The 17,084-nt window shown below is 33.8% G+C and carries 14 protein-coding genes and 1 other annotated feature; of the genes, 1 reads left to right on the forward strand and 13 read right to left on the reverse strand.

The window, feature by feature from the left end; all coding sequences use genetic code 11:
• The 13 genes from AB1630_04480 to AB1630_04540 all read right to left on the reverse strand — a co-directional run.
• A partial coding sequence (locus tag AB1630_04480; GenBank protein ID MEW6103060.1) for a transketolase occupies positions 1-447 on the reverse strand: 447 nt, incomplete at its 3' end.
• Entirely contained in the window at positions 444-1,271 is an 828-nt protein-coding gene (locus AB1630_04485; protein MEW6103061.1) for a transketolase, read from the reverse strand. The genes AB1630_04480 and AB1630_04485, both read right to left, overlap by 4 nt.
• 5 nt (positions 1,272-1,276) lie before the next feature.
• Positions 1,277-2,275: an SDR family oxidoreductase gene (locus tag AB1630_04490; GenBank protein ID MEW6103062.1), complete on the reverse strand. Its 999-nt coding sequence runs from the start codon at positions 2,273-2,275 to the stop codon at positions 1,277-1,279.
• Positions 2,268-3,788, reverse strand: coding sequence for a PfkB family carbohydrate kinase (locus AB1630_04495; protein MEW6103063.1), 1,521 nt, complete (start codon positions 3,786-3,788; stop codon positions 2,268-2,270). The genes AB1630_04490 and AB1630_04495 overlap by 8 nt, the downstream gene beginning before the upstream one ends.
• Complete coding sequence (locus AB1630_04500) at positions 3,775-4,746, reverse strand: hypothetical protein (GenBank protein ID MEW6103064.1); 972 nt, start codon at positions 4,744-4,746, stop codon at positions 3,775-3,777. The genes AB1630_04495 and AB1630_04500 overlap by 14 nt, the downstream gene beginning before the upstream one ends.
• A complete protein-coding gene (locus AB1630_04505) occupies positions 4,733-5,440 on the reverse strand; it encodes a glycosyltransferase family 2 protein (protein MEW6103065.1) in 708 nt (235 codons plus the stop codon). Before AB1630_04505 ends, AB1630_04500 begins: the two co-directional genes overlap by 14 nt.
• The gene (locus tag AB1630_04510) at positions 5,428-7,713 is read right to left on the reverse strand and encodes a YfhO family protein (GenBank protein ID MEW6103066.1); all 2,286 of its coding nucleotides are present in this window, start codon (positions 7,711-7,713) and stop codon (positions 5,428-5,430) included. Before AB1630_04510 ends, AB1630_04505 begins: the two co-directional genes overlap by 13 nt.
• Positions 7,703-8,077 carry a YfhO family protein gene (locus AB1630_04515; GenBank protein MEW6103067.1) on the reverse strand — a complete coding sequence of 125 codons (375 nt, stop codon included), beginning with the start codon at positions 8,075-8,077 and terminating at the stop codon, positions 7,703-7,705. The genes AB1630_04510 and AB1630_04515 overlap by 11 nt, the downstream gene beginning before the upstream one ends.
• On the reverse strand, positions 8,007-9,917 hold the full coding sequence (locus tag AB1630_04520; GenBank protein ID MEW6103068.1) for a hypothetical protein: 1,911 nt from the start codon (positions 9,915-9,917) through the stop codon (positions 8,007-8,009). The genes AB1630_04515 and AB1630_04520 overlap by 71 nt, the downstream gene beginning before the upstream one ends.
• Complete coding sequence (locus tag AB1630_04525) at positions 9,914-12,151, reverse strand: YfhO family protein (GenBank protein MEW6103069.1); 2,238 nt, start codon at positions 12,149-12,151, stop codon at positions 9,914-9,916. The genes AB1630_04520 and AB1630_04525 overlap by 4 nt, the downstream gene beginning before the upstream one ends.
• Positions 12,148-14,382 carry a YfhO family protein gene (locus tag AB1630_04530; protein ID MEW6103070.1) on the reverse strand — a complete coding sequence of 745 codons (2,235 nt, stop codon included), beginning with the start codon at positions 14,380-14,382 and terminating at the stop codon, positions 12,148-12,150. Before AB1630_04530 ends, AB1630_04525 begins: the two co-directional genes overlap by 4 nt.
• Positions 14,383-14,859, reverse strand: a complete 477-nt coding sequence (locus tag AB1630_04535; protein MEW6103071.1) for a prepilin-type N-terminal cleavage/methylation domain-containing protein — start codon at positions 14,857-14,859, stop codon at positions 14,383-14,385. It abuts the gene before it with no gap.
• A 245-nt stretch (positions 14,860-15,104) separates the two neighbouring features.
• Positions 15,105-15,307, forward strand: a sequence feature (23S ribosomal RNA rRNA prediction is too short).
• A gap of 131 nt (positions 15,308-15,438) precedes the next feature.
• On the reverse strand, positions 15,439-15,969 hold the full coding sequence (locus AB1630_04540) for a hypothetical protein (GenBank protein ID MEW6103072.1): 531 nt from the start codon (positions 15,967-15,969) through the stop codon (positions 15,439-15,441).
• A gap of 456 nt (positions 15,970-16,425) precedes the next feature.
• Here AB1630_04540 and AB1630_04545 point away from each other — a divergent pair, with 456 nt between their 5' ends.
• The gene (locus AB1630_04545; protein MEW6103073.1) at positions 16,426-16,839 is read left to right on the forward strand and encodes a hypothetical protein; all 414 of its coding nucleotides are present in this window, start codon (positions 16,426-16,428) and stop codon (positions 16,837-16,839) included.
• Positions 16,840-17,084: the final 245 nt, after the last annotated feature.

Below are 17,084 nucleotides of genomic sequence, written 5' to 3' on the forward strand. Positions count from 1 at the left end.
TTTAATCCGTGCAGCCTCTATTGTTGCTTTCTTAGTCTCCAATGGGTCTATTGGAGAAAAAATTGTCATATTAGGAAGTGTGCGCATCAGAGCAATATCTTCGGTTGTATGATGTGTTGGCCCCAGGTTACTATATACAAATCCGCTACCAATACCCACAAGTTTAACATTCATTCTTTGTAGACAGATGTCATTTCTAATCTGTTCAAAAGCACGCATCGTAAGGAAACAGCCAATAGTGTAAGCAAAAGGAATCTTGCCACATGAAGCTAATCCAGCTGATACGCTAATCATATTTGCCTCAGAGATGCCACAATTTATAAATCTATCGGGAAAATCCTTTCTATATTTATCATAAACAATTGCACCATTGTCAGCAACCAGAGCAACAATATGCTCATTTTCTTTTGCAAGCTCATAAAGCTTACTTAAATAGGCATTTCTCATATTCCCAAGTTATCCAATCCCAATTCTTTGAATGCAATAGCCATCTCTTCTTTATTTGGCATGCGGTAATGCCAGACAGGAACATTCTTCATAAACGATATCCCCTTACCCTTGGTAGTATGTGCCACTATTAGTGTCGGCTTATCATAAACCAAAGGAAGAGAGAAAAAAACATCTTGCATCTCTGAAATATTATGGCCATCAACCTCTTTGGTTTCCCATCCAAATGCTTTCCACTTATCAACCAATGGTTTTAGGGAAATAATATTGTCTACCCAATCTATAGCTTGTAACTTGTTATAATCAATGATTGCTATCAAATTATCCAATTTATATTGAGGAGCAAATAAAGCAGCTTCCCACACAGAACCTTCTTGACATTCTCCATCACCTAACAGGACAAATACACGGTATTTCTTTTTATCCATTTTACCAGCCAAGGCTATTCCTACCCCAAATGGAAATCCATGTCCTAATGCTCCTGTAGAAGCCTCTACACCTGGGATTTTATACATATCTGGATGACCACCCAAAATACTTCCTCTCATACCAAATGTATCAAGATTTTCTTTATCAAAAAAACCCTTATCCGCAAGAATTGCATACAATGCAACACACCCATGACCTTTACTTAATATAAATCTATCCCTTTGGGGATCCTTTGGATTTTTATTATCAATATTTAAAATTTTATAATAAAGCACAGTCAAAATTTCTACTATTGACAAAGAAGAAGGGATATGGCCACCCCCTCCCTTACAAATTGTTCTAAATATTGTTTTTCTTAATTCTTTAGCTTTTTTATATAAATCTAATGTATTCATTAAAATTATACAAGTCTTATAGCCTTCATTGTCTTAACATTGTAATACTTTATATCTGTCATAGGATTTGGAATTTTACCCTCTTCAAAAGCCCTCTTCATATCAAAGATTGCCTCCTTAACAGTATATTTTGGAGAAAAACCTATTTCTTCTTTAATCTTTCTTGATGAAATATGATATGAACGATTGTCATTGGTTGGAAGGGTCTTAATTGGTATCTGATGACCTAAAGTTTCCTGAACCATCTTTGCAATATCCTTGATTTTGTAATTCTCATACCCAACATTGTAAATTTTTCTATCTATTCTTTCATCAGCCAGGCCTAACAAATAAACATAAAGGTCAGTCATATCCTCAATATGAATATTGGGTCGCATCTGTTCTCCTCCAAAAACCGTAATTTCTTCTTTATTGATAGCATGGTTTGTTAAGATATTAACTGTCAAGTCAAGTCGCATTCTGGGTGAATAACCGCAAACCGTAGAAGGCCTAACAATTACTATCACAAAACCTTTTTTACTAGCATTCATTAGAACCTCTTCACACTTTGCCTTGTATTTGGAATAATCTGTCAGGGGTTCTAATGGAAGATCTTCTGTTACCTCTTCTTCCTTTTTGATGCCATATACACTTGAGCTTGAAGCATAAATTAGTCTTTCTACTTTATTATTTTTTGCTACATCTACAAGTTGAATAAAGGCATCGTAGTTTATTTCTCTAGTTAAAGCTGGATTTAATTCACAGCTCGGATCATTAGATATACATGCTAGATGGATAACTGTATCATAGCCTTTTATCTCTCTCTCAATAAGCTCTTTGTTTCTAATATCACCTTTTATCTGAATAAGTTTGGGATTGTCTTTTACACTATTTAAAACATCCTCTCCATAGATATATAAGTCAATAACCTTAACATAGTGACCTTTGTTGAGTAGTTTTGGAACTAATATACTACCAACATAACCAGCCCCTCCAGTTATAAAGACCCTTTTAGCCTTATTCATTATTTTTTAAAATTGTATAAATAAATTCAAGCAATTCATGCTTTCTAATAGGCACTTTATTACAGACTATCTGAACAGCTAATGCCCCTACTGTATTTCCAATAAATGAAACAAGGTCTAGTGGCATACCTAAAGCAAAGCAGGGTGCTGTATAGGAAAAAAAGGCATCTCCAGCACCTGTAATATCCACAACCTTTGCAGAAAAAGCAGGTGTCTTATTAATATTGCCATGCCTATCAATGCCTACAGAGCCATGGCTACCCACTGTTATAATAACACAATCATTTTTTAGGCTTTTTAAAATTTTTCCCGCTATTTCTTCTACAGAAGAAAATTTATCTTGTGTTGCCAGCCTTGCCTCAGGTACATCCAGACAGATAAAATTTGGATTTGCATATTTTGTTATTAAATTATAGCCAACATTAGCCCCATTTACTTGTGTATTTACTGCTATCTTCTTTGAAATTTTTTCTATAGTTTTAATCATTTTATCTGTAATGAAGCCATGACCAAAATCTGCAATCAATACTATATCATATTCAGGCAATATTCTTTTTAAAAATCTTAAGACCTCTGACTCGCATTCATCCTTGATAAAGGAATCATTAATATAGTTAATTTCAAATACCTTTTGGTTTTGATATTTGTTAATATACCTTTTTTTTACAATTGTAGGCCCATCATCCCTATAAAAGAATTTTGTTTTAATATTTGGGTTAAGGTTTTTTAAAATGAAATTCTTTCTTTTATCCTCTTTTCCTAAAAGGGTTACCAAATGAACATTGTCGCAAATTTGTGCAATATGATTGGCAATAGCAAATGAACCACCTACAAAAACCTCATAGTTTATATGCTTATGAACAATAATCTGTGCTTTCGGAGATTTACCCATAGATTCACAATAGTGATATTCATCAATAATTCCATCGCCTATAAGAAGAATCTTCATAGGTCTAATGGCATCTAATCTTTCTCTAATATATTCAAAGCTATATTTAGAAGAAAAATCCTCTAAGAATCTTCTGGTTTCTAAGGGGTATATATTTTGAAAATATTTGTTTAGTAATTTTGTTGAGGAAAAGACAACCTTATCATGGGTATATCGCATCTTGCCCCCAATTTCAAATAAAACCTTTTTTTCTTGCTGAAGCTTACTATCTTCTTTTTCCTCAAACTCCTTTCCCTTGACATAAACATCTGGCTTTAATAATCTTAAAGGTTCACAAGCAGTTTCCCACTTGTTTATTGCCACATAATCAACGCATTCCAAAGAGGCTACGGATTCTGCCCTTAAATTTTGATTAAAAACAGGTCTATCTTTTCCTTTGTCAACATAAGTGTCTGGTGTAATTGTTACAATAAGAACATCGCCCATTTTCTTTGCTTCTTGAAAATGTTTGATATGACCTGGATGCATAAGGTCAAAACATCCATGACAATAAATGATTTTCTTCCCTTTTTTTCTTAATTTCTCTATCTTTTTTGCTAATTCTAACACTTTAAGTATCTTCATCTTTCTCCTCCAAATTTATTGCCTGCCAAAGTTTAGGCATAGTTTCTGAATGTTTTCCGCAAATATAAAAGCTTTTTCCTCCATCTGCTACTGTCCTTATCAACATTGTCTTTAAGGGTCTAAAATAATATAAAAAAGAATCAAGGGATGGTTCTTTTTTAAAATCTTCTGGAAGTGGATAAAGGTCGCATACAAGGGTTGTGAAGCGTCTAATGTTTTTTCCTTTTTGTAAAGCAATATTCCTTGCCATACTTAATGCCTTTAGAAAAACCTCAGGCCCCATTACAGCGCTTCCAAAATTCATAATAACCCCATTTTCAAGATTTTGGACAATTGAGACAAATCTTAAGAAATCATTATAGGAAAGACACCCTGTTGTTCTTCCATCACAATTTGGATGTTGGTGAATAATATCGTAGCCTATACCAACATGGATTGTTATAGGAATTTTTAAGCGATAACAAGTAGCCAAGATACTAATTTTTTTATAAGGCATATTAGATTCCTCAATATAACAACCAACCGCCTCACCCATTCCAATGGTTGTATCTTTTAGATAAGCCCTATTGATAACATCATTTATTTGCGAGGTCTCTTTCCATAATCCAAATTGCCCTCTTTTTATATAGTAAGCCACATCTTCACAAGTAGCACCAATTAAGCTAAACTCAAAATCATGAATCATAAAAGCGCCATTTGTAGCAATACAGGATATATAACCCCTTTTCATCAAATCAATCAAGTAATTTTGGATGCCTGATCGAATAATATGTGCTCCAGCCATCAAGATAATTGCAGATTTTTTTCTTTTTGCTTGAATTATCCTTTTAGCAATTAGAAAAAAATCTTTATCTATCTCATAAGGAGCATTCATCTGGCTTATAACCGATATATCTAATTTATGCCTTCTTTCTGCTAAAGATTTTATATCAAGAAGTATCCTGTCAAATAATTTCATTTCCTATCTCTTTCATTGGACAAAGTCTATATTTGAATAAACAATATATTGATTTTATCCCATCCATAAAGCCAATCTTTTTTCCCTCCTTTATCCTTCTGGGATGATAAGATATGGGAACCTCTTTTATTTTATAACCTAGCCTTAAGAGCTTTGCGGTTATCTCGGGCTCTATCTCAAAGCCTAATGATTTTAGTTTTATCTTTTTGATAACCTCGGTTTTGAATGCCTTATAGGCTGTCTCCATATCAGAAAGATTTGCTCCATAAAGAATATTGGTAAGCCCTGATAAAAATTTATTTGCCAGGTAATTCGCAAGGCTTGTATTTTTTCTTCCCTCTTTTTTCATAAACCTTGAGCCATAGACAACATCAGCCTTTCCTTCGATAATGGGGTTTAAAATCTCTGGATATTCCTCTGGATTGCATTCAAGGTCTCCATCCTGAAGGATTACAACATCGCCCTTTGCATGCTCAAGCCCAATCCTTACCGCTGCACCCTTTCCAATGTTAATCAAGGAATTATAAATAATGTTTATCTTATCTTTTTCCTGCTCAAGGATTTCGGCTGTCCGGTCGGTTGAGCCATCATCAACGATGATTATCTCTTTCTCTATAGGAACCTCAAAGACCTTTTCTATTACCTCTCTAATGGTAAGCTCCTCATTATAGACCGGAATAATTACTGAGAGCATCTTTTTAAGTATACCATAATCAGCAAAAGGGAGGCAAGGCTTCCTATTAAGCCAATAATAAATGTTTTTGGAAAATACCTAAATTCTATTAGGCTCTTTCCTTTTGGCACACAAACAGCCCTAAAACAATAATTCGCCCTATAAATTCTCACCTCTTTCTGGTGCTCTGGTGCTCTGGTGCTCTGGTGACTAATATATGCTTTCCACCCAGGATAATATGTATCCGACAAAACCAAAAATCCAGACATCTCGCTATCTACCTCAATTAAAACCCTATTCGGCTGATAATCAATAATATTTACCTCTGACCCTTTGACTCTCTGACCCTCTGACTCCTGACTTTTCTTTGGTTTTTCCTCCAAAACAACCTCTTTCTCTGGGTTAAAATTAGGGCTTGACATATAATCTAGAATTTTATCTTTATCCATAACCTTTGCATTGGAAACAAATATGGCACGATTCATATGGCAATTATACTTATAAACATATATTGGGCCATTCTTCCAATGAAGGCTTATATCCTTCCCAATAAGAGGGAATAGGGAAACAATATACTTAACTCCCATAATCTTCATAAACACATTCATTGGCATGCTATTTGCAAAGTCTAACAAGCCACCAATAAATATAACTTCATAACCCATTGCATTGAATAACCTAAATGGAAGATGCTGATTCCCCCAGAGAATTTCTCTGCTTATATAATCCTCTACCCCCCTACCCATTTCTTCTTTAGAATCTGGGGTAAGAATAAACCTTGCGTAGCCATCCTTAAGAACCTCAACAATATTAGGGGTTTCTTTATAAAAATCTTCATCTATCAAGTAATTTAGTTTGCCATTAAAGGTGTAGAGGTCATATATTGTAATTGTAATAAGGAAGCCTTTAAGAAGAATAAAGCTAATCTTATATTTATAAACAAAATGGACTACAATTCCTATTAAAAAAAGAATAAATGCTACTTTTAAAAAGTTTAAGCTTACAAAGGAATACCAAATATAAATATCACCCTTTTCCATTCTACCTGGGGCATAAAGCCCCTTCATAATGTAGTTTAAAATATGAAAAACATATTTCCTTTCATAGTAAAAAAATAAGAACAATAGAACAAAAAAAAGGGAAAGCAAGATAAATTTTTTACCCATTTCTTTTTTATGTGCTTGTGAGATAAGATAAAAAAAACCAAAGCCAGCAAGATAGCTTCCTGCCAAACCCGAAAGATGCAAAGCCTTTACAGGGTATCTTATTATATTAAAACAAGGGATGTATTTATATAAAATATGGTAGAAAGGGGTATTGTTTCCTAGAGCAATAAGAAGGCTTAAAATGAATACAAAGCCCCAAAATAGAATATTCTTATTTCTTATCCAGAATATTGCTGAAATTGCAAGAATTATGGGAAATATTCCAATATATATACTTGTTGTAATCTTTTCTCCAAAATATGAAGATATATACCCCTCCCTTGGAATGTTATAAAAACAGGGAAAAATAAATTCAAGAAGTTCAAATGGAGAAAGTGAACAAATGGTGCTTTCCGAAAAAGAAATCCCTCCTGCTCTTTGAGAAAAAAGGACAAACTCTAAAAATGGCAAGAATATAAATAAACCAATTCCTGCAATTATAAGACTTGTAATTAAAAATAATTTCAAGGAAAAAAAACTTTTTTTATGAATTATGTATGCAATTGTAAGAAAGATTAGAAGGAGAAAACAGAAAAATGAAACTTCAGGAAAACCAGCACAAAACCCTAAAACCAAAATCACGCAGGATGCAAAGGTATAAAATATTGAACCCCTTTTTAATGCCCTTATGTAAAACAATAAAATTAAGGGGCTCCAGGTTGCGGTAGACAAGCAAACCCAATTTCCCAAAGAAATGAATATTCCAGAAAATCCATAGGATAGACTTGCAAATAAAGATGAAGATATATCAAGCCCTTGGTCCTTCATTAAAAAATAGAAGAATAAAGAGCCAAGGAATATATGAAGGAAGATAAATATATCCATTCCAAGGCAGGATGGAAATATATAAGAAAAGATTGAAAAAGGATAAAGGGTTTGATAATATAAAATTGGAATAAGGGGTTCTCCACAAGCATTATATGGGTTCCAAAATGGAAAAACCCCATCCTTTATACTATTGTAAATAAAAAGCTTTGCTGGATAAAGGAGTGTATGCATATCCTTGTGAAAAAGGGTCTTTGAGGAAAGGATATCGCCAAAGAAAAGAAATGTAACCAACAATAATACTAGAGAGAAGCTATATTTCATTGCATAATTTCCAATATAATACAACAATCACAAAAGATACAAAACTTGCTATCAACCCAATAATAAATGTTCTTGGAAAATACCTAAATTCTATTAAGCTCTTTCCCTTTGGCACACAAACCGCCCTAAAACAATAATTCGCTTTATATATCTTTACCTCTAAGTTTTTAGTTTTAAGTTTTAAGTTTTTAGTTTTAATAAATGCCTTCCACCCCGGATAATATGTATCCGACAAAACCAAAAATCCAGACATCTCGCTATCTACCTCAATTAAAACCCTATTCGGCTGATAATCAATAATATTTACCTCTGACCCTCTGACCCTCTGACTCCTGACTTTTCTTTGGTTTTTCCTCCAAAACAACCTCTTTCTCTGGATTAAAATTAGGGCAAAAGATGTATCTTAAGATATCTTTTCTATCCATCACCTTATAAAAAGATGTAAAAACAGTCCTTGGAAGAAAATGTGGGTTTATGTAAAATTTATCACTAATTATATAGCGAACCCCTGTAATCTTCCATAATACATCTTTTGGTAACCCTAAGAAAGAAATAGTATCAAATAAATACATACTCTCATACCCACTTATAGCATAAAGCTTAAATATCATCCCAATATTTCCACATAATATTTCTTTGGTGGCAACAAAATCAGGATAACCAACCTTTGGTCCTACATAGAAGACCATTTTGGATGGAGAGAAATGAAAAAATCTCTTCCTATCCTTTATAAACCTTGAAACCTTGGGTGGTTTTCTATAAAATTCTTCATTTATCATATAGTGAAAATGACTATTGAATGTCCATAAATCAAAAAGTGTAAGAAATATGATTGCACAATAGAATAAATGGAGAGACAACCTTTTTTTAATGGATATAAGGATGTAGAATCCCAGAAGAAAAACAGCAACTTTTAAGCAGTTTAAAGAGACAAAAAATCTCCATATCTCTATTTCGTTATTGTTTATCCTATATGGAGGATTAAGGGTTTTCATTATCTCAAGCAGAATAGGTGTATATTTAAAAATTAGGGAAAAAAATAGAAATAGAAATAAAAATAAAAGAAGCCCCTTTCTGATGTCTTTAGAAAAAATCTGGTTGAAACCAAACCCTGCTAAAATGCTTGCTGAAAATGAGAATAGATGCAAAGCCTTCACAGGGTCTTTTAACATAGAAAAACCTGGTAAAAACTTGTAGAAGAGGTAATATAAACCAAGATACTTTCCTCCTGCAAGGATTATAGAAAATATAGAAATCAATCCCCAAAAATAAAGAGACTTCTTTTTCTCCCAAAATATAGCAAATATTGCAAGTATCAAGGGTAGAATTCCCATATAGAGGGATGTTGTCATTTGCTGACCAATATATGGAAGAACATATTTTTCAGAAGGAATAGCACCTCCATTTGGAATAAAAAGGCATAGCATATCATAAAGCCCTAAAGACCATAAGGATACATCAGAAAATGACAAACCTTTAATTCTATTAGAAAGAAACACAAGCTCAAGGAATGGGGTAAGCTGAAAGAGGGATATGCTGATTCCTACAAGCCCAAGAATTAAAAAAGATTTTAAACCAAAAAGGCTCTTTTTATAAAATATCCAGGTTAATGTAAGGAAAAATAAAAGCAGAATATCAAGATAGAGGTAATCCGGAGTTCCACTTAAAAAACTAATAGTAGTTATTATGCCAGAAAGAATAGCATACCTTATGCTTTGTTTTTTAAGGGCTCTAATGTAGAAAAAAACAAGCAAGGGCGTCCATGTGGCAGTAGATAGGGTTATGATAAAATTTCCTGTTGAGAGAAATATTCCACTAAATACATAAGAGAGGGATGCAAAAAGGGAGGATGCTGAATTCAAACCTTGGTCTTTTATTAAGAAATAGAAAAATAGCCCTGCCAGAAATACATGAAGTGTAACAAATAGCTCTATCCCAAAAGCAAATGGAAGATAGTATACCAAAATTGATGGAGGGTATAGAGTCTGATGATGAATCTGGGCAAGAAATGGTGAACCACACAATATATAAGGATTCCAAAAAGGAAGAAACCCTTTTTTTATGCACTCTGTTGCAAATATTTTCATTGGATAAATTAAAAGATGAATGTCTCTGTAGACAAAGGTCTTATTTGTAAATAATGGCTCAAAAAAGAAAAGGATGGTTATGGCCAATATTATAATAAAAACATACCTGTCTCTCATTTCTTTGGAATGAGAAACCCTGCTATTGTTATGCTAGAAACAAGGCTTCCTATCAACCCAATAATAAATGTCCTTGGAAAATACCTAAATTCCATTAAGCTCTTTCCCTTTGGCACACAAACCGCCCTAAAACAATAATTTGCTTTATAAATCCTTACCTCACTTTTGACTTTTGACTTTTGACTTTTGACTTTTTTAACATATGCCTTCCACCCCGGATAATATGTATCCGCCAAAACCAAAAACCCAGACATCTCGCTATCTACCTCAATTAAAACCCTATTCGGCTCATATTTAATAATTTTTACCGCACTTTTGACTTTTGACTTTTGACTTTTGACTTTCTTTTCTGGTTTTTCCTCCAAAACAACCTCTCTTTTTGGATCAAATTCAGGGCTTAACATATAACCTAAGGTATTCTGAACAACCTTATAATCAGAAACAAAAAATGCCCTGGGAAGGTAATTTCTATTTTCATATAAAAACATATCCCTATCTTGATAGACAAGTTTTATTTCTTTTTCAGAAAGTGGGTCTCTTGAAATAATAAACCTAATATTCATCATTGAAAGAAGCCTTAATATTTCCGAAAATTGTCTTTTCATTGCCTCCTTTAACTGAAAATAGGAGGAAAGATATATTGAATCATAACAACCTGCCTCAAATATACCAAAAACCATTCCTGTATTTGGAATAACAAACCTCTTTGAATTTTTTATTGCTTCATTTAATGTCTTTCCCCTTATCTTTGTAAAGTATTGGGCTGTCCTTGGAGAGAGGCAAATTCTAAATAACCCATCCTTTTTTTCAAGGAATCTAATGGTATTGCTTTTATCATAAACCTCTCTTTTTACTAATGGATTAAGGTCAAGTCCAAAAAAGAATAGATCTATAATAATAATGCCAGCAAACCCTAATACAAAGGTATTCCTTTTAATTATCCCTGAAAGATAAAGAACAAGAAATATCAATGAAAAGGAGATTAAAAAAAGGATAAATATAGCGTCAGGATAAAGGTCATTCCACCATTTTATAAGCCTTATAGGAGAAATAGAAAATAAAGAAAAGAGGTCATTTCTTTTAAAGAATGGAAAAATAAACACACAACAGATAAATAAACCTATATAAATAAAAACCTTTGTAGGATTTGTTTTCTTATTCAAAAGATAGCTTGTCCCAAATCCAGCAAGGATAGAAGCGGAAAAGGATGTAATATAAAGGAATTTTACCGGGTATCTCATCAAAGAAAATAGGGGGTATAGGGCTTTATATAAAGGGGTATAATTGCCAAATGAGATTATAAGAAACAAAAGGGCTGTTAGAGAAAAAAATGAGACAATCCTTTCCTTTCTTGGGTAAAGAATGGATATAAGGGCAAGAATAAATGGGATTATCCCAAGATATGGGCTTTTAAGCCATTCCTGGCCAAACCAAAGGATAGGTTCTTCCTCTCCCCTTACAATCCCTCCACAAGAAGAGGGAAGGATGAATCTAAAGACCTCATAGGGAGAGAATGCCCATTTTGCACTTTCAGAATATCCTTGTAAGAGCCTTGTAGAATGAGAAAGAAGCTCTAAAAATGGAAGAATTTGGAATAAAGAAAGGGAGAAAGCAATTAAAATTGAAAGAATGGGTATTGTCCATCTTATTCTGATGTAAAGAGAAAATAGCAAAACCAAAATAGATGTTATGTAAAATATGGATGGCTCGCCACACATAAATTGAAATGAAAGAAAAATACCGGTCAAAACAAATGATTGCCTTATAAGAAAAAGAAAGACAATGGGAATCCAAGATGATGAGGCAAGAATGATTGGAATATCAATAGATGAGACAAACCATCCAGAAAATGTATAAACAAGGCTTAAGATAAACGATGGAGCTCTATCAAGCTTAAGCTGTAATCCTAAAAGATATGATGTTATTCCTGCCAAGAGAAAATGGAAGATGACATAAATTTTAAGCCCTATCTCGTAAGGAAAAAGATAAACCAATATTGATGGTGGATAAAAGACGCATCCCTGAAGACCTGCGAATAATGGCGTTCCACAGCCAATATAGGGATTCCAAAAGGGAATTATAAAAGACCTCATAGATTCCCATGTAAAATGTCTGATTGGATAAACATATCTATGGAAATCTCTAAATCCCCAGATGTCAGAGGAAACAATTACTTGAAGAAAAAAAAGAAAAATTATGCCAATAAGCAAAAATAGAGGGGATAGCTTTTTCATCTCTTTAGCAAAAATGCCCCCAAAATAAGAACAAAAGATACAAGGCTTGCTATTAACCCAATAATAAATGTCCTTGGAAAATACCTAAATTCAACCACATAATTTCCTTTTTCTAAGGCAATCGCCCTAAAACAATAATTCGCTTTATATATCTTTACCTCTAAGTTTTTAGTTTTTAGTTTTAAGTTTTTAGTTTTAATAAATGCTTTCCACCCCGGATAATATGTATCAGACAAAACCAAAAACCCATGTCTTTCTGTCTCAACCTTAATTACCACTCTATTTGGTTGATATTTAATAATTCTTACCTCAGTTTTGCATTTTGCATTTTGCATTTTGAATTTTTCCGGTTTTTCCTCCAAAACAACCTCCTCTCTTGGGTCAAATTGCTGGCTTAACATATACTCCAATATTTCCTTGTGCTTAATTGCCTTATGATTATAAACCATAAATGCCCTGGGAAGGCAATCCATATTCTCATAAAGGAATGGCCCCTGTTTTCCATCCCTAAATAAAAATTTAAGGCTTTTTTCATCCAATGGATGCTCAGAGATAATATATCTTGTATTGATAAGAGAAATAAGATGGGAAACATCAGAAAATTTGCTTAATTCTATAAGATACATAAAAGAGGAATAATCAGAAAGGCTGATTGACCGATAGCCAGAGGTGTAAAAGATTTTATGGATAAGCCCAAGGTTTGGCTTAAGATATACAAGCCCTCTAAGGAAACATTCCTCATAAGAGAACCCCAATGGTCCCGCAAGATGCTTATTTGTAATAGGCGTTATCAAAACCCGAAAAAGACCCTTTTGGTTCTTAATAAATTCAAGCACCCGTGGTTTAAATTTATATATTTCTCCTGATGTTGTTGGATTAATCTTCTGGGCAAAGAAAAATAGCTCAACAACAATAAGCCCAATAAATAAAGAGGCAAATATGGGTTTTTTTATTTTATCTTTATTTAAAAGAAAGATAAGCAAGAAGGATGAAGAAAGAATAATAAAGAGAAACAATGTGTCTTTAAAGACGTCCTCAATCCAGCAAAAAGCGTAGGATTGTTCAACATATTTTCCCATAAAGAGTGTAACTTCCTGCTTTCCAAAAAAAAGAAAAAGGGCAATAGCTCCAAAGATTATAGAGAAAACAAAGAAAAGAGAAAAGCCCTTTTTTTCATAAAGATAGGAAAATCCATATCCGGCAAGGATAGAGGAGGCAAAGGTAAAAATAGAGATAAATTTTACCGGATATCTAAGCAGCCCAAAGAAGGGAAGATGGGCAAAGATATCGTATAAGGGTGTATATTTTCCAAAGGAAAGGAGGAGAGAGAAAAAGAAAAGGAAGAAAAAGAACATACCCCTTCTTGCCTTAAATGAAATAAAAATAAGAAGAAGAGGAATTATCCCTATATATGGACTATTTAGCCACAATTGGATTTTAAACAAATCACCAATCCTATATGTTATATCAATTGGGCTTCCCATTATTGAGGGAATAAAAAGCCTTAAAAGCTCATATGGGGCAAATGACCAATATGTTGCATGTTCAAAGCCTATCTTACCCCGCGTTGACAAAGAAACAAACTCAAAGAATGGCAAGGTTTGAAATAAAGAGATAGAAAGCCCAATTAAACCTGCAAGGACAAATTCTTTTATTCCCTTTTTGGATATCGAATAAAAGAAAAGGGATAAAATTGTTCCATATAGAATAGATAGCTCTCCAGCAAGAAATTGAAAGGCAATCGCAAATCCAGCCAAAAATACCCTTTTCTTTAAAAAAAGATAGAAGATAAGAGGGATCCAGGCTGATGATGCAAAGGCAGTTAAAATATAGGTTGAGGAGACAAAAAATCCTGAGAAGATAAATACACAAACAGAAACAAAAGAAGAAGAGGAATTAAGACCTAAATGCCTTGCTAATACATAAATGCTAAATCCTCCTAATATAAAGTGAAATAGGATAAACAGCTTAAGCCCAATATCAAAACCAAGGAGTAAAAACAAAGATGGCGGATATAGAATTTGTGATTGAAGGTCAGCCAAAAGACAAACACCAGAATCTATATATGGGTTCCAGAATGGAATGATTTTAGAGTTTAAGAATTCTAAGGTAAGGTGCCTTAAGGGATAGAAATATGCTCCAAAATCCCGGAGAAAGAATATCTCATTTAATAAAAAAAGCTTGGAAAGAAAAAGAAAAGCAAGAAGAAAAATAAGGAGAAATGGCGTCACTTACCAGCATGAATAGGTAGTATATGGATTTTGATTTGTATCAAAGGCTGTGCTATTTACATAAACATTGCCCCTATCAGGACCTGCTGTTATAAAAACCCACCCTCCATTATTTCCAACTGGAATATCAGTTACAGAACCTGCCAACTCACATTCGGAAGATGCAGGAATACCGCTTCCTAGCTTTAAAACAGCCCTTGGAACACTTCCTGAAAATTTTTCTTCCAATACTTGTTTAAGATCATCTTTTGCTGTTGGATAGTTATATCCACCATCTGTTCTTTCAGAGTAAGAATCTATGGCAAGCTTGATTGATTTTAGATTCTTGTGTGTTGTCTTCTCGCGAGACCTATCCATTAGTAAAGTCATCCTTGGAAGAAGAAGAACAAGGAGAATTCCTATAATGGTTACAACAACCATCAATTCAACAAGGGTGAACCCTAATTCATTTCTTTTTGTAAATTTTTTTACCTTCATATAATATCCTCCCTATTTAAATTATTTTAATAATAAATTATAAAACAATTTTTGTCAATTTTTTTTATGCAATCTTATAGTGCTTTGGAACATTAAAAGTTAAATTATGCCAGGTTAGGTGAGAAAGATTAAGGTTTTAAGCGAGTAGAATCTGGAGCAATCCAGTTCTATTCCTTGTTTCCAGCGTCCTTCTTGGCCACTGGAATGCCTGATGGCGTGCATGCTTGAATAATGAGCTGGCGAGTTACTAAGTGTTGCAAGGTTAAAGGATATAAGCCCTTAAGACAAAAGCGAAAGCGAGTCTTAAAAGGGCGACAGAGTAGCATTTAGTAGACCCGAAGCCCGGTGATCTATCCATGGCCAGGGTGAAGCAGAATCAATCTTCTGTGGAGGCCCGAAAGAATGGACCATTGGGATAGGGAGCTCGGGGGAAGGGAGGGCTATCTGGATTTCTTGACTAATAAAGAAAATTTTGTCCTCTTTAAGAGGGCTTAACATAAAAACTTAAAAGAAGGAGGTGATAAAAGATGAGAAGGTTAATTTTGTAGTATCAGCATTGCTGTAATGCTATTGGCAAGTTTACTCACAATAGCGGTGGCAGAGAGTGGATCGTGGAGTAAAGATATGCGTGGACCAAATCTTTACAACAAAGGGATATGGTACTCGATTGATTTTTCTCCTAGATTGATATGTGCCATCAAATCCTATATGGCCATTTTCATCAATAAAATATGAAAAAAGAGGTTCCTTCCTAACAGAATGATATTTCTTCACATCTTCATATACCATATTAAAGTCAAGGTCAAAACCATCCTTTCTTGCAATCTCAATCAATCTTTCTGTCTCTTCCATAGCTAGCCTATCCATAGCCAGCCTATTAGTATATTCATAATAATCCCTAAAATACCATGGTCTCCTTTGACTTATTAAAACCCCATCTGAGGGTATAGATTGTTCCAGTAATTTCTTAAGTTCCTTTGCCTCTTGACTTATCTCTACCTTATCATAATTGCCACTTTCCCATGACCATTTTATGTAGAAGCTAGCCTTTTTTGAAGCAGAAATATTGGCTATAGAAGCAAGCTTTGAAATAGAATTTGTTGAAATCATTTATATTTTTAATGTAATATTGGCATTTTTGTTAAAAAACTTTAGAAAAATTTTTACTGGAGGAGAATTTATAAAAAAACCCTTGACAAGGATATAGGGTTTAAATTCTAATTTTTTTAGAAACTAAAAAAGTGTTCTTTGAAAATTGAAGAGAAAGGGTAATCTGTGGTAGCACGGGTAAGATAATAAGGGTATACAGTGAATGCCTAGGTTAAAGAAGAGCAATGAAGGACGTGGCTGGCTAAAGATAAGCTTGGGGGAGGTGTCAAAGAACTAAAAACTTAAAATGCAAAAATAAGTCAAAAGGTGAAAACCCTGTAGGTAAAATAAATAGACCCTTTTTCTTATTCCCTAAAAGGGACAAAGAAAAAAACAACCGTCATTTTTAGAATAACCTAAGCTACCTAGATTTCCCTTTTTATTCAAGATTTGAAGAACTTATAAGAAGGTAAAAAGATGAAGAAAAAAGCTATTTTACTTAGTCTAGCCTTTATATTTTTGCATACAAAAGGCTATGGCGTTGAAATAGAACTTACAGAAAAGTTTTGCCCCTCTTTACAATTTTATTCAGGCGATCAAGGGATGTCCAATGCTAGTCTATTGCATATGAGCACAAACCCTGCATTCTCATTGAAATCTGATGAAGAAGGCAAGCTTGAGGAAAAGCCTAAAAAAGGAAGGATAATTGGGGCAATTATAGGAGCGGGGATTGGAGCTGGGGTGTGGTACTATACATATTATCCTTTTACTGGACCAAAAGGATTAATATTTCCTGCTGTTATTGGATCAATGATTGGCAGTGTAGTTGGATCAATAATTGATTCTAAGAAAGAAACTCGTGACAAAATAGAGGAAAAAGAAAGGAGGTAAAAAGAGATGAGTGTGCCAAGCAAAGCGTATTGGCTCTTGTTGGTGAAAGTCCAATCTTTAAGCAAAGGTTAGCCACCAGCCCAATACTTAATTCCACATTCAGGGAGGTAACAAACTGAATGATGCTGGAAGGTAGGAGACATCGGGACACAACGCAAGTGAAGGGATTGAGCCCCGAAATTTACCATCGTGTCTTAAGGCCGATACTGTTCATCGAGGAGCAGGCAGAACTCTCAAAGCCGATA

The organism is bacterium (assembly GCA_040753555.1).
Classification (GTDB): domain Bacteria; phylum UBA9089; class UBA9088; order UBA9088; family UBA9088; genus JBFLYE01.

Excerpts from the sequence above, each read along its gene's own strand:
- AB1630_04485 (MEW6103061.1), bottom strand. The coding sequence starts at position 1,271 with ATGAATACATTAGATTTATATAAAAAAGCTAAAGAATTAAGAAAAACA.
- AB1630_04500 (MEW6103064.1), bottom strand. The coding sequence starts at position 4,746 with ATGAAATTATTTGACAGGATACTTCTTGATATAAAATCTTTAGCAGAA.
- AB1630_04545 (MEW6103073.1), top strand. The coding sequence starts at position 16,426 with ATGAAGAAAAAAGCTATTTTACTTAGTCTAGCCTTTATATTTTTGCAT.
- AB1630_04510 (MEW6103066.1), bottom strand. The coding sequence starts at position 7,713 with ATGAAATATAGCTTCTCTCTAGTATTATTGTTGGTTACATTTCTTTTC.
- AB1630_04520 (MEW6103068.1), bottom strand. The coding sequence starts at position 9,917 with ATGAGAGACAGGTATGTTTTTATTATAATATTGGCCATAACCATCCTT.
- AB1630_04535 (MEW6103071.1), bottom strand. The coding sequence starts at position 14,859 with ATGAAGGTAAAAAAATTTACAAAAAGAAATGAATTAGGGTTCACCCTT.
- AB1630_04490 (MEW6103062.1), bottom strand. The coding sequence starts at position 2,275 with ATGAATAAGGCTAAAAGGGTCTTTATAACTGGAGGGGCTGGTTATGTT.
- AB1630_04540 (MEW6103072.1), bottom strand. The coding sequence starts at position 15,969 with ATGATTTCAACAAATTCTATTTCAAAGCTTGCTTCTATAGCCAATATT.
- AB1630_04495 (MEW6103063.1), bottom strand. The coding sequence starts at position 3,788 with ATGAAGATACTTAAAGTGTTAGAATTAGCAAAAAAGATAGAGAAATTA.
- AB1630_04505 (MEW6103065.1), bottom strand. The coding sequence starts at position 5,440 with ATGCTCTCAGTAATTATTCCGGTCTATAATGAGGAGCTTACCATTAGA.
- AB1630_04525 (MEW6103069.1), bottom strand. The coding sequence starts at position 12,151 with ATGAAAAAGCTATCCCCTCTATTTTTGCTTATTGGCATAATTTTTCTT.